The 14079-nt window shown below is 66.5% G+C and carries 8 protein-coding genes; 7 read left to right on the forward strand and 1 reads right to left on the reverse strand.

Annotation, left to right across the window (positions count from 1 at the left end):
- Positions 1 to 7 precede the first annotated feature (7 nt).
- The 5 genes from O6Y00_RS11800 (at position 8) to O6Y00_RS11820 (ending at position 10343) form a co-directional block, all read left to right on the forward strand.
- Complete coding sequence (locus tag O6Y00_RS11800) at positions 8 to 1309, forward strand: MFS transporter (protein ID WP_353443027.1); 1302 nt, start codon at positions 8 to 10, stop codon at positions 1307 to 1309.
- Between the two features lie 101 nt (positions 1310 to 1410).
- Positions 1411 to 5211 carry a LamG-like jellyroll fold domain-containing protein gene (locus O6Y00_RS11805; protein WP_353442812.1) on the forward strand — a complete coding sequence of 1267 codons (3801 nt, stop codon included), beginning with the start codon at positions 1411 to 1413 and terminating at the stop codon, positions 5209 to 5211.
- Positions 5212 to 5562: 351 nt separating this feature from the next.
- Positions 5563 to 7026: a DUF885 family protein gene (locus tag O6Y00_RS11810; protein ID WP_353442813.1), complete on the forward strand. Its 1464-nt coding sequence runs from the start codon at positions 5563 to 5565 to the stop codon at positions 7024 to 7026.
- Positions 7023 to 8621 carry a family 43 glycosylhydrolase gene (locus O6Y00_RS11815; protein WP_353442814.1) on the forward strand — a complete coding sequence of 533 codons (1599 nt, stop codon included), beginning with the start codon at positions 7023 to 7025 and terminating at the stop codon, positions 8619 to 8621. The genes O6Y00_RS11810 and O6Y00_RS11815 overlap by 4 nt, the downstream gene beginning before the upstream one ends.
- Positions 8622 to 8696: 75 nt before the next feature.
- A complete protein-coding gene (locus tag O6Y00_RS11820) occupies positions 8697 to 10343 on the forward strand; it encodes a Na+/H+ antiporter (RefSeq protein WP_353442815.1) in 1647 nt (548 codons plus the stop codon).
- Between the two features lie 361 nt (positions 10344 to 10704).
- On the opposite strand, the gene O6Y00_RS11825 is transcribed toward O6Y00_RS11820, so the two are convergent.
- On the reverse strand, positions 10705 to 11055 hold the full coding sequence (locus tag O6Y00_RS11825) for a hypothetical protein (RefSeq protein ID WP_353442816.1): 351 nt from the start codon (positions 11053 to 11055) through the stop codon (positions 10705 to 10707).
- 147 nt (positions 11056 to 11202) lie between these two features.
- Here O6Y00_RS11825 and O6Y00_RS11830 point away from each other — a divergent pair, with 147 nt between their 5' ends.
- Together O6Y00_RS11830 and O6Y00_RS11835 are read left to right on the forward strand one after the other, a co-directional pair.
- Positions 11203 to 13347: a TonB-dependent siderophore receptor gene (locus O6Y00_RS11830; protein WP_353442817.1), complete on the forward strand. Its 2145-nt coding sequence runs from the start codon at positions 11203 to 11205 to the stop codon at positions 13345 to 13347.
- A gap of 79 nt (positions 13348 to 13426) precedes the next feature.
- Positions 13427 to 14077: a glutathione S-transferase gene (locus O6Y00_RS11835; RefSeq protein WP_353442818.1), complete on the forward strand. Its 651-nt coding sequence runs from the start codon at positions 13427 to 13429 to the stop codon at positions 14075 to 14077.
- The last annotated feature ends 2 nt before the right edge of the window (positions 14078 to 14079 follow it).

Below are 14079 nucleotides of genomic sequence, written 5' to 3' on the forward strand. Positions count from 1 at the left end.
GACGGGCATGTCGGCGGCGGGCGCCGCAGGAGCGACCGACACGGGCGTGGATGGAATTGGCCGCAAGATTGGCCGTTACCGCTGGCTGATCTGCAGCCTGTTGTTTGCCGCCACCGCGATCAATTACGTCGACCGGCAGATGATCGGCGTGCTGAAACCGACGATTTCCGCCGAACTCGGCTGGAACGAGACGACCTATGCCGACGTCATCTTCTGGTTTCAGGCAGCGTATGCGATCGGCTATCTGAGCTTCGGCCGGATCGTCGATGTGCTCGGCGCGCGGATCGGCTATTCGGTGGCTTTCGTGATCTGGACGCTCGGTCACACGCTTTGCGGGTTCGCGGGCAATGCGTTCCAGTTCTCCGCGGCGCGCGTCGTGCTCGGCCTCGGCGAGGCGGGCAATTTCCCGGCCGGTATCAAGGCCGTGTCGGAGTGGTTTCCCGCCAAGGAGCGCGCGTTTGCGACAGGCGTGTTCAACGCGGGTGCCAATATAGGCGCGGTGATCACGCCGCTGATCGTGCCGATCATCACGATCGCGTTCGGCTGGCGGATGGCGTTCATTATCACCGGCGCGATCAGCCTGATCTGGCTGGTCGCCTGGATCGCAATCTACCGCCGCCCGCGTGAAGTCGCCAAGCTGTCGCCCGCCGAACTCGCGCATATCGAGAGCGATCCGGCGGATCCGGCCAAGAAGATCGGCTGGATCAAGCTGCTCGGCTACCGCGAGACCTGGGCGTACGCGTTGGGCAAGTTCCTGATCGACCCGATCTGGTGGCTGTTCCTGTTCTGGACGCCCGACTTTCTCGCCAAGACCTATCATCTTGATCTCAAGAGCTTCGGCCCGCCGCTGGTCGCGATCTACCTGCTGTCGGACGTCGGCAGCGTGGCGGGGGGCTGGTCGTCGTCGAAGCTGATGAGGCGTGGTCATTCCGCCAATTTCGCGCGGAAGATCACGATGCTGGTTTGCGCGTTCCTGGTGATGCCGATCTTCTTCGCGCAATATGTCGACAATCTCTGGCTCGCGGTCGGGATCGTCGGCCTCGCGACAGCGGCGCATCAGGCGTTCTCGGCGAACCTCTACACGATCCCGTCGGACATGTTCCCGCGCGGCGCAGTGGGGTCGGTGGTCGGCATCGGCGGCACGGTCGGCGCGATCGGCGGGATGATGATGGCCAAGTTCACCGGCTATGTCCTGCAGACCACCGGCAGCTACACGCTGATCTTCGCGGTCGCCGGCAGCACGTATCTGATCGCGATCATCGTGGTGCACCTGCTTTCGCCTAGGCTGGCGAGAGTGGACGCGGGCTAACACTGCCGTCTCTTGTTCTCTCGCCTGAGCGGGAGAACAAGCTTCTGACGACGAACATTTGGCCAAATCGCTCAATGCCGATTGGCCTCAGGGAGAGAGCAGTGAAGCGTTTCACCACGGCGTCCGCCCTCGCGCTGGCCGTTACGAGCATCGCGCCGGCACAAGCACAGGATGCGACCGGGCTGCTGTTGCGTGCTTCGGCCGACAAGAGCCTGACCGCCGACTACGCCGCCGGCGATCCCGTCCCCAATTTCCGCAGCGGCGTCGACATCACCCCCGATGGCGCGATCGGCGGCGCAGCGCGCTGGGCCGACGACGGCTATGTCGCGTGGAAAGCCCCCGGCAACATCCGCGCGGATCGCGGTACGCTCGCTTTTTTCTGGCGCGCCCGCACGCCCGTCGGCGAAGCACCGTTCGTGATCTTCCGCACCGGGTTCGCCGACCATTCGAGCTGGGACATGGCGTTCCTGCGGATCGACTGGAACGGCCACGGCTTCGACGCCTTCGTCACCGACGCGAACCTCTCACGCATCCGCGTTTCCTGGACGATACCGCGAGCGCCCGCCGCCGACACCTGGTCGCACATCGCCTTCGCCTGGGATGAAACCGTCGGCGTGCAGCTCTATGTCGACGGCAAGCTGGTCGCGCGGAAGGACCAGAAGGCCGACCTCGACAGCGGCCTGGACCAGTTCGGTCTCGCTGGTCGCGTCATGTCCCCGCACCAGGTCCAGAGCCGCTACAATTTCATGCGTGGCTCCGACCTCGACGAGATCCGCGTCTACGATCACATGCTCGCCGCCGTCGATGTCGCGGCACTCGCCGACAAGCGCGAACCGTCCCCTGCGCCCGCGTCCGATCCGGCAGCCAGACGCACGGCCTGGCTCCACCGGTACGGCTGGGACAAGACCGCGCCGCCCGTGCTCGACGCCCCCGTCACCCGCATCCGAAAAGTCGAGTTCGCCGACGCGAAGGATCTGAAAGAATGGATGTGGAAAGGCGTCGACGGCATCGCCGAGACGACGTGGCCCGGCGTCTACAACCGCTCCCGCCTGCCCGGCCGCGACGATTATTTCGAGCTGCCCGACTGGAACACCTATGTCGAAGGCGGCAAGCGCTACGACCTGACGATCCCCCCTGGCGAGCGCTTCAATCGCGTCGAGATCCGCGGCGCCGCGTACGGCCGGCTCGACTGGAGCGACGCCGGCAAGACCACCCAGATCGCCACACGCGCCCAAGGCACCGTCCGCAGCGTCGACCAGTTCGCCCCCCGCACCGGCGGCACGCTCAGCTTCACGAACACGATGCAGGAGCAGCCGATCCAGGAACTCTGGGCCTACGACATCGGCGCAGGCGCAGAACCCGCCGGCAGCTTCAAGCTCTCCTACACCATCGACGCCGCCGCCTCTCCCAACCTCGCCGCCCTCGCGCCCCTCAACGCCTACATCGCCGGCCGCTTCGCCCCGGACGAACGCAGCACCGTCGTCGCCATGCCCTCGGCCGGCCTCAAAGCCGCGGTCGGCGCAGGCACCGGTGGCGCATCGGGCGCCCCCGTTCGCCGCGAGAATGCCGCCCCAATCGTCCACATCCTGGTCCCAGCGAGCTTCGGCGACGCCCTACCCGACCGCCCGCTCGCCCGCGCGTTCGACTATGGCTGGCAGAATCTCAACGATGGCCTCGACGGCATCGCCCTCGACATCCCCGCGCTGAAAGCCAAGCCCAACGCTGCCGGCCTGATCGCGCTCAACATCCGCGTTAAGGACCCGATCTGGCCCGGCCGCGACATGATCGACCTTTCCGTCTCGGTCCGTCCGAACGAAGCGCGCACGCTCTGGCTCGACCTGCGCGACCGGGTCCTCCCGAACGACAGCCTTTACCTTACGATCGCAAGCGCATCGCCCGACTTCGACGCCACCGCGCTCAACGGCGCCAAGATACGCCTCGTGTTCAAACCTCGTGCGGAAAGCCTGCCCGAGCACATCGCCGACCGCATGGCGCAGGTGAAGGACAATTGGGGCTTCCTCGTCGAGGAGCACACCGCGTCGAAGCGCGCCGGCCTCTACCAGCGCCTGTTCGCCGACATTTCCGACCTGCTCCGCGTCGATCCCGACAACGCGCGCGCCCGCGCCTATTGGGCCGACATCAATTACCGCCCGGAAAACCTGCCAGCATTCGTCCAGCCGGTCGCTCCCGCGGGCGTCCCGCTCTGGGCCTTCCGCCAACTCGAAGACCTGAAGCGCGTCCGCCAGTTCGTCACGTGGTGGATCGACAAGCGCCAGGTTCCCTATGGCGATTTCGGCGGCGGCATTTCGGACGACACCGACCTCACGCAGCAATGGCCCGGCCTCGCGCTGATGGGTGTCGAGCCCGACAAGATCAATGCCTCGCTCCGCGCGCTGTCGGATGCGGTCTACAAGAACGGCATGATCGTCAACGGCCTCGGCTACATCACCGCCGACGAACTCCACGCATACGAAGAGGGCCTGAACAGCAACGCCGAACGCCTGTACCTCAACTGGGGCGAACCCAAGGCGGTCGAACGCCTGATGGATAACACGCGCGCCCTGCAGACCGTGATCCTGAAAAACCCCGCCGGCCACATGCACTTCGCCAGCAACTGGTATGGCGGCCGGACGATGTACCGTGAGGGCGCGTGGGAATGGCAGAAACCCTATGCCTTCACCGTCATGCACGGCCCGATGCTGGTCGGCCTCTACAACGCCAATCCGCTCGCACGCGGGCTCGTCACCGGCGTGATCGACGGCTGGATGGCGCATGGCAAACAGGGTCCGGACGGCGGCTGGAGCTATCCCAACGAGATCAACTGGCGCACCGATGCCGAGCGCGTCGGCGACGGCGGCGGCATCACCACCTCGTTGCAGGCGACCTGGGCCGCGTGGCGCTACACCGGTGATGCGAAATACCTCCGTCCGATCGAAGCGCGCCTCGCCAAGGCGGGTCCGGGCGCGCTCGCAGAGTTCAACGAGAACGCGTTCGATGCCCTCCCCGGTGGCGCCGCAGCCCGGACCAAACTCGCGGCGACCAAGTCCGAAGACCCGTTCGCCCGCTACACCGCCTGGGCCGCGACCGGCGACACCGCGCCGCTGGAAGCACTCCACGCCGACGCGATCGCCGACAAGTCGCAGCATATGGACATGTACACCGAGGGCCATTGGTGGAGCGACCGCGTCGACCAGCCGAGCGAGATCCTGCAACGTGAACGGCTTGGCGGCGTGGCACTCCGGCGGAACCAGAGCTGGCCTGGCAACACGGTAAGCTGGCGCTTCGCCGAGCCGGGCGCGGCGGAACGCGTCGCAATCCTGTTGCCGGGCGCCACGCCGACCAAGTTCCGCGTGATCGCCTACAACACCACTGATCACGCGCAGCGTGCGACGATGTCGACCTGGACGGTCACGGCGGGGCGCTGGTCGATGCAGGCGTCGACCAGTGCCGACGGCGGCAGGACGCTCGCGCCGATCGGCGTCGCGCAGGCAATGACACTCGAACGCAGCGCCAGCACCGACGTGACGTTCGCGCCCGGCACGACGGTGTTCGACTTCGCGCTGGTAGAGGGGGGAAGCTCGGTGGACGAGCGCGCAGACCTCGGCATCGGCACGGACGACGTGGCCGTGAAGGGGCGTAGTGTGGCGGTCACCGTCCACAGCCTTGGCGCTAAAGATGCCAGGGGCGGCCGCGCGGAGCTGGTCGACCCAACGGGTAGAGTGGTGGCAACCAAGAGCATCCCGCCGCTGGCCGCTCCGCTGGATCTGCGACCGAGGACCACGACCGTAAAGCTGGCGATCCCGGCCCGCGTAAGCCCCGCAACGCTGACCGTTCACGTCGCGCTGGCTGGAGACGAGCCCGAGATCACGCAGGCGAACAACCGCGTCCCGCTGCAACGATGACGCGCTCCCGATGACGCTTCATCAGAATTCTGCCCCGAAACCAGTACATGGTTATCCCACCCCGGCATCTACCCTGCGTCATCCCCGCGGAGGCGGGGCCCCAGATACTCGAACGTCGGCGATCACACGGAAAAGCCTGTCAGTATGGCTTCCCGCCTGCGCGGGAATGACGGACGGATGTTCGACGGGTTCTGCGACCAACCGCGTTCATAGCAGCACCGCCGCTACCCAGAGTCGCACCGCACTCCGAAGGAAGACCATCCTCACCCCGTTCGTGCTGAGCGAAATCGAAGCATACCTATCCTCGGGCGCACCCTTCGACTTCGCTCAGGGCGAACGGAGGGGTGTGGAATGACGCCGACCCGCCGAACCGTGCTGGCTGGGTTGGCTTCGTCACCCTTCGTCCCAGCAACGCTGCGTGCCCAATCCACCACATCCCTACGCCAAGCTCTCGACGCCGCTGCCGCTGCAGCAGTCGCAGCTGACCCAGACCAAGCGCTCCGTCTGCTAGCCCCGATCGACGCGAGCTCCCTTCAACCCGCCGATCGCCTGGACCTGATCACCGGCCGCGCGGGTTTGGCGATCGACGCCGCCCTCGTCCGATCCGCGTTCGGCCGCACCGGACGGAGCCCCTACCGCGTCACCCCGACGACCGGTGCATGGAAGGCCGCCCGTCCCGATCGAGCCATGATCGACGCGGACACCACCGCTATCCTCACGGATGCCGGAGCCGGCATAATCCTCCCCCGCCTGTCCCTAGATCGCACGGTCGAAGCGCTCCGAACCGCGCCCGCTGACCCTGCCATCAACCGCCAGATCGAGGCGTTGGAAAGTCTGCGCGACATCGCCCCCTCCGCCCCCGGAGTCGGCCGGTTCCGCGGTGGCGCAGACTGGTACACGCTCCAGCTCCAGCGCTCGCTCGGCGCCATGACGCCGGCCTATGCCGAACGCCGGCTGTTCGTCGAACTCAACCGCCTTCACGCCCGCGCCGCGCGGCGGTTCGACCAGATCGGCGCGCCGAGAGGCTCGATTGCAGACCGCTACGCCAGGCTCTGGCGCGACGACCGCTTCCTCTATCCCGCCACCGAAGCGGGCCGCGCCACCGCCGTTGCCGACATGAACCGCATGCTCGCGACCGCCCGCACGCACGTCCCGGCTGCGTTCGGTGAACGCCCGGCCTGGTGCCTCGACGCAACGGTCCGCTCCCTGTCGCCAAGCGACATCGCCAGCGGCCGCAATGGCTATCGCGAAGTCCCGACGTCGACCCGGTCGGGCGCGTACATCGTCGACCTCAAGGACATTCGCCGGCGCCCGCGCTGGACGCTACCCAGCGTCGTCGCGCACGAACTCCTTCCTGGTCACATGATCCAGCTCGGCCTCGAAGGCGCAGCCCCGCCCCATCCACTCCGCATCGAATACGCAGCCGCGTTCGTCGAAGGCTGGAGCATCTATGCCGAGCAGCTCGCCGCAAAGTCCGGTGCCTATGCCGACCCGCACGATGCGCTCGGCCACGTCCACTGGCTCCTGTTCCGCGTTACCCGCGCGCTCGTCGATCTCGGCGTCCACCTTCACGGCTGGTCGATCGAGCAGGCCCGCGACCGCCTGGTCGAATGGCAAGGCGAACCTGCCTATTTTGCGCCGTTCGACGTCGAACTCGCGCGCATCCCGCTCGAACCCGCCGCGCGCGTTGCCGAAGCGATGGCGTGGCTGACGATCGCCGACACGGCACACGGTAAGGCGACGATTGCGTATCACACCGCGTTGCTCGCCCATGGCCGCATGCGCATCGACGACATCCGAAAGATCACCGCATGACCTTCACCCGACGCGACGCCTTCACCACGCTCGGCGCCGCCGGCGCGCTGCTCGTTCCCGGCCAGGCGCCTGCCAGCACCAAGGCCGAAACCACGCCGGCCGAACCCGCCTGGCGACGAGGCCTCGACAACCAGCGCATCGCCGATCTCGGCGATGGTCGCTTCCTCAACCCGGTGATGGCCGGTGATCGACCCGACCCGGCGATCCTGAAGGACGGGTCGGACTATTACATGACCTTCTCCAGCTTCGATTCCTATCCGGGGCTCGTCATCTGGCACTCGCGCGATCTGGTGAACTGGCAACCGATCGGTCCGGCGCTGACCCGCAACATCGGCTCGGTCTGGGCGGTCAGTCTCGAAAAGCACGACGGCCGCTATTTCCTCTACATCCCCGTCAAGGCGGATCCGAACTCGATCTGGGTGATCCACGCCGACCGTATTGAAGGCCCGTGGAGCGATCCCGTAGACCTCGGCCTGCACAAGCATATCGATCCATGCCATATCGTCGGCGAAGACGGCAGCCGCTGGCTGTTCCTCTCGGGCGGCGACCGCGTTCGGCTCGCTTCCGACGGACTGTCCACCGTCGGCGAGGTCGAGCACGTCTATGATCCGTGGCGCTATCCAGAAGACTGGATCGTCGAGGGCTTCTCGCCCGAAGGCACCAAGATCGTCCGGCACGGCGGCTGGTTCTATCTCATCACCGCGGTCGGCGGCACCGCCGGGCCGCCGACCGGCCATATGGTGATCGCCGCCCGCTCGCGATCGATCCACGGCCCATGGAAGGATTGCCCCGCCAACCCGATCGTCCGCACCACAGACAGCACCGAACGCTGGTGGTCGCGCGGCCACGCCTCGCTCGTCGAGGGGCCGGCGGGCGACTGGTGGGCGCTCTATCACGGGTTCGAGAACGGCTATTGGACGCTCGGCCGCCAGACCCTGCTCGATCCGGTGGAATGGACCGCGGACGGCTGGTTCCGGATGAAGGGCGGCGACCTGTCGAAGCCACTCGCAAAACCGAAAGGCGGCACCGCGGTCCCGCACGGCCAAGCACTGTCCGACAACTTTGCGACGCTCGCACTCGGGACGAAATGGAGCTTCTTCCGCCCCGGTCCGGATGAGGCAAAGCGCGTGTCGGTTTCCGGCAATACCCTGACGCTCGCAGCACGCGGCACCGCGCCGGTGGATTCGTCGCCGCTCCTGCTGATCGCCGGCGACACGCGCTATCGCTTCGAGTGCGACATCGCGATCGATCCCGGCACGACCGCAGGCTTGCTGCTATTCTATGACGACAAACTGTATTGCGGCCTCGGCTTCGACGGCGATCGCTTCGTCACGCATCAATATGGCGCCGAGCGCGGCCGTCCCGCCAACCCGCACGGACGTTCCATGCGGATCCGCGTGACCAACGATCGCCACATCGTGACGTACGACACCAGCGGCGATGGCGGCCGGACCTGGCACCGGTTCGATCGGGGGATGGAGGTGTCGGGCTATCATCACAACGTCCGTGGCGGTTTCCTGATGCTCCGTCCGGGGCTGTACGCCGCTGGAAAAGGCAGCGCACGCTTCCGAAATTTCCGCTTCTCTGCTATCTGACTCTGGATACCTGCCGGTCCTTTCGATCGCGCGCCTGCGTGCCTGCCGCGCATCCAGATCTTCGGGGAGTCCGGTTTGCAGATTGTGACCTTGTGCCTGTTCCTGTTGCTCGCCGTCGTGGTGAGCGGCATCGTCTCGCGCATGCTGCCATCGGCACTGCCCCGGCCGCTGGTGCAGATCGCGCTCGGCGCCTTGATCGGCATGGTCGCGCATGTCCGCGTCGAACTCGATCCCGAACTCTTCTTCCTGCTGCTCGTGCCGCCGCTGCTGTTCCTCGACGGCTGGCGCATCCCGAAGGACGAACTCTTCCGCGATCGCGGCGCGGTTCTCGGTCTGGCGCTCGGCCTCGTCTTCCTGACGGTGCTCGGCATGGGCCTGTTCGTCCACTGGCTCATTCCGACGATGCCGCTCGGTGTGGCCTTCGCGCTGGCTGCAGTGGTATCGCCAACCGATCCGATCGCGGTATCCGCCGTCTCGCAAAAGGCTCCGATCCCGAAGCGGATGATGCATATCCTCGAAGGCGAGGCGCTGCTCAACGATGCGTCGGGGCTGGTCTGCGTCCGGTTCGCGATCGCCGCCGTGCTGACCGGCAGCTTCTCGCTCGCCGATGCCGCCGCGACGTTCGCGTGGATGGCGATCGCCGGCGTCGCGATCGGCGTCGGTATCGCGCTTGGGATCGTCGCGATCAAGAGTGCCTTCGCGCGCCGGTTCGGTGACGAGGCGGGCTCGAACATCCTGGTCAGCCTGCTGATCCCGTTCGCCGCCTATCTGCTCGCCGAACACGTTCATGCTTCGGGCGTGCTCGCCGCCGCGGCTGCCGGCATCGCGATGAGCTTTACCGACGCGACCACCGCGGTCGCCGCCGGTACGCGGATCCGCCGTCGCGCGGTCTGGGACATGCTGCAGTTCACGTTGAACGGCGTCATCTTCGTGCTGCTCGGCGAGCAACTCCCCGAAGTGTTCGTCCGTGCGCGCGATACCGTCACCGCGACCGGGCACGTCAGCCCGTGGTGGCTGGCCGTCTACGTCGTCGCGGTCGTCGCCGGTCTGGCGATCCTGCGCTATGGCTGGGTGTGGGTCTCGCTACAGTTCACGATCCTGCACGCGCGCCGGCGCAACGACGTCGCGGTCAGCCCCCCGCGCCGGATCATCGCGGCGATGTCGTGTGCGGGTGCACGCGGCGCGATCACGCTGGCCGGTGCGCTGACGCTCCCACTTACACTGACCGACGGTACGCCGTTTCCTGCGCGCGATCTCGTCATCTTCCTGGCGTCGGGCGTGATCCTGTCGTCGCTCGTCATCGCATCGATCGGGTTGCCGCTGCTGTTGCGCGGACTGAGCCTGCCGCCCGAACCGGGCGTGGCCGCCGCGCGCGACATGGCCCGATTGGCCGCGGCGAACGCGGCGATCGCGGAGCTTGACCGCGTCCAGCACCGAATGGCGGAGGGACGCGACGACGCGGATCGCTTTACCGACGTCGCCGCGCGTTTGATGGATCAGTATCGCGAACGCATCGACAGCCTGTCCGCGCAGCCCGAGGATCGCGCAGGCCAGGGCGATGCGCGGATCGAACGCGACATGCGCCTCGCTGCCATCCGGGCCGAGCGCAACACCATCTTCGATCTTGCCCGTCGCCGTGAGATCGGGATCGAACTTGCCGAGCAACTGGGGCGGGAACTCGATCTGGTCGACGCACGCCTGTCGCGACAGGGGCTGGGTTGACCGAGGAACGATGAAAAGTAGCGCGGGAAGGGTAAGCGTCTCGACCGTCGCGATAAAAGGCGCCCCGCCTGCCCGTGTGACTGATGCCCGGCGGGGCGCCGAGGGTACGCGATACTGTGGCGATGCCTCTGCCGCGCGCTATGCTCTTCATGGGTGAATTTGAGATGAACGAGGCGCCCCGTCCGTCCGTGCGACACTCTCGTATCCGGACGGGGCACCCAGGACGCAGCGCCGGTCGGCAGCGCGTCTCTGGGTACAAGCTAGCATGTGATCCCGCCGTGACTAGCGCGGTCCGTCATGCGGTTGCCTCGGTTTGTCGGATATTGCGCCGCATCCGGCGCGGACTCGTTCGCGGTGGCTCTTACTGAGCCGCGCCTGCGTCCGCTTTGCCGGGTACCTTCACCTTGCGCAGCGATGCGATCATCCGGCGTGCACCGGGCGGCGCGACCTGAAGGAACAGGTCGAAGAGTTCGGCATCGCCAAGCGTGTCGAGATCAACGCCGATCGGCAGGGCGATCGCCTGCCGACTACGTGCCCCAGGCTGTGCTTCCAGGACAATGGTCCGCCACGCCATGCCGACAGGCGGCGGTCCCGCCACGTCGCCGAATTCTCCCTCGACCAGATTGCGGATGCGCAACCGCCGGTCGGGGTGGCGATCGAACCATGAGGCATCGCCGGCCACCGCGATCTCACTGAAATTCCGCGCGTCCATATCGTCCCTGTCCGACCCTGGGTGTTCACGCGAGCGGGTGTTGCCGGATTGTCGCGGATGCAAGCGCTATTTCCCTGAAGCCACAGCTGGCTATTGATAATCGTTATCATAAACTCTAGCGGGGCGGCATAACGTAAAGGGAATTTCATGACACGTCGTCGCTTCGGCACCGCCATCCTGCTCGGTTCGGCCTTCGTAGCCGGCCCTGGCTTTGCGCAGACCGCTCAGGCGGACGGTGAGACCAACGCGATCGTCGTGACCGGACAACACGCCCCCGAACAGGCGTCGTCGGGCACGAAAACCGATACGCCGCTCGCGGAGACGCCACAGTCGATCAGCGTGATCACGTCGGGCGAGATCGCGGGCCTGGGCTTGCAGAACCTCAATCAGGCGCTGCGCTTCGTGGCAGGCGTCACCCCCGAGCAGCGCGGGTCGAGCGCCGAAGTGTACGACCAGTTCAAGCTGCGCGGGTTCGATGCGCCGCAGTTCCTCGACGGACTGAAGTTGCAGGGCGGCGCGGGGTATCTTCAGCCGCAGGTCGATGTGTCGCGGCTCGATCGGATCGAGGTCGTGAAGGGTCCGGCATCGGTGCTCTATGGTCAGTCGGGTCCGGGCGGCCTGGTGTCGCTGTCGAGCAAGCTGCCGCTCGACCAGGCCTTGTACGGCGCGATCAGCGCGTCCTACGGCAATTACGACCTCTACCGCGTCGATGCGGATCTCGGCGGTCGTGCGGGCGAAGGCGTGCTGTGGCGGCTGAACGGCAGCGCCAACGGCGCGTCGACCCAGCAGCGCTTCGGCAAACGCGAGCGCCAGACGGTGTCGGGGGCGGTCACGGCCGGCGCTGGCAGCTCGACCAGCTTCACGTTGCTCGGCGCCTATTCGCACGATCCCTTCAACGGCACCTACAGCGTCTTCCCGGCGTCGGGCACGTTCCTGACCAATCCGAACGGCAAGCTTTCGACGAAATGGGATGGCGGCGAACCCGACAATTTCTTCTCCCGCGAACAGGCGGCGCTCACCTACATCTTCAACCATGATTTCGGCGGCGGCTGGAGCCTGCGATCGTTGGGCCGCTACCAATATGTCAGCTCCAAGCTCGGCATCGTCTATCCGGGCGGCTCGCTGACCGCCAGCGATGCGACGCAGCAGACGTTCGACCGCTTTTCCTACTCGACCCGCGAACAGCTCAATTCCTGGGCGTTCGACAACCAGCTTCACGGCAAGGTCACGACCGGACCGATCGGACACGACCTGTTGTTCGGCACCGATCGCCAGGTCGCACACGCCAACGAGGTCTATGCGTTCGGCGGCGCCACGCCGATCAACGGGTTCAACCCGGTCTATGGCACGATGGTCGTGCCGCGGACGCCGGAGACCGTGCCCGGCTACGCTCCCGGCACGCTCGCCACCGTGCAGGAGCTCCAGGCCAATCTGCGCCAACAGGGCGTCTACGCGCAGGACCAGATGGCGATCGGCGACCTGCGCGTCGTGCTGAGCGGACGGCAGGACTGGGCACAGGTCTCGACCAACGGCCAGCGACAGAAGGACGACAAGTTCACCTGGCGCGCCGGGGCGCTCTACACCACGCCGATCGGCATCGCGCCCTATGTCAGCTATTCGACGTCGTTCGAGCCGCAGATCGGCGCGCTGGTCGACGATCAGGGCCGCCCGACCGGCGAGTTCGCGAGCCCGTCCTCGGGCAAGCAGCTCGAGATCGGGGCGAAATACACCGTGCCCGGCACGAGCATCCTGGTCACCGGCGCATGGTTCGACATCGATCAGACCAACGTCCTGGTCTATCTCGCCAACCTCAACGGCTATCAGCAGACCGACAAGGTCAATTCGCACGGCGTCGAGATCGAGGCGACCGCCCCCCTGCCCTATGGTTTCGAGGCCAAGCTGGCGTTCAGCCGGCAGAAGGTGAAAAAGCCCGATGGCGGCCAGATCCTCGGCGTCGGCCGCGGCGGCATCTCCGCCAATCTCGAATGGGCGCCCAAGAGCGGCGCGCTGGAAGGGTTCGCGATCGGCGGCGCGATACGCCATGTCGACAAGGTCTATGCCGGCACCTATTTCGACGGCATCGAGCGCAATACTCCATCCTACACGCTGGCCGACGCGCTGATTCGCTACGATCTCAGCAAGCTGTCGCCCCAGTTGAAGAACCTGACGCTGGCCGCCAACGTCACCAACCTGTTCGACAAGAAGTATCTGAGCACCTGCTACCTCGATTACGGCTGGTGCTGGTATGGCAATCGCCGCACCGCGCAGGCGACGATCGGCTATCGCTTCTGATCCGACGAGCCGGGCCCCCGTCTGGGGTCCGGCTCCGGAACCTGACGACGGCAATGCGGTCGCCGGCTATGGCGGCGCAATGTCGCTGCCGATCCTCTACAGCTTTCGCCGCTGTCCCTATGCCATGCGCGCACGCCTCGCGATCCTCGCGGGGGGCGCCCGTGTCGAACTGCGTGAGATCGTCTTGCGCGACAAGCCGGCGGCGATGCTGGCCGCGTCGCCCAAGGGCACGGTGCCCGTGCTGGTCCTTCCCGACGGAACCGTGATCGACGAGAGCCTCGACATCATGCGCTGGGCGTTCGCCGACGACGACGCAGGAGCCCCCGATCTCGCGCTGATCGCCGCGAACGACGGCGCGTTCAAACATCATCTCGATCGCTACAAATATGCCGACCGCCACGGCGGCGATCCGATCGAGCACCGCGATGCGGCAACCCGGCTTCTCGACCCGATCGAGACACGGCTGACCGGCAACCGATACCTCGGGGGCGGATGCGCGACGATCACCGACCTCGCGATCATGCCGTTCGTCCGGCAATTCGCGGCAACCGACCGGCACTATTTCGACGCCTTGCCCTTGCCTGCGCTTCATACATGGCTGGCCGCGCATCTGGCATCGGATGCGTTCGCGGCGGCTATGCTGAGACTGCCACCGTGGCGCCCGGGCGATGCGCCAGCCCGCTTCCCTAGCCACAAAGCGCTCGACCTGGTGCCGCCCGCTTCGGGCTAGCC

The organism is Sphingomonas faeni, from assembly GCF_040407565.1.
In the GTDB taxonomy this organism is placed as follows: Bacteria; Pseudomonadota; Alphaproteobacteria; order Sphingomonadales; family Sphingomonadaceae; genus Sphingomonas; species Sphingomonas faeni_F.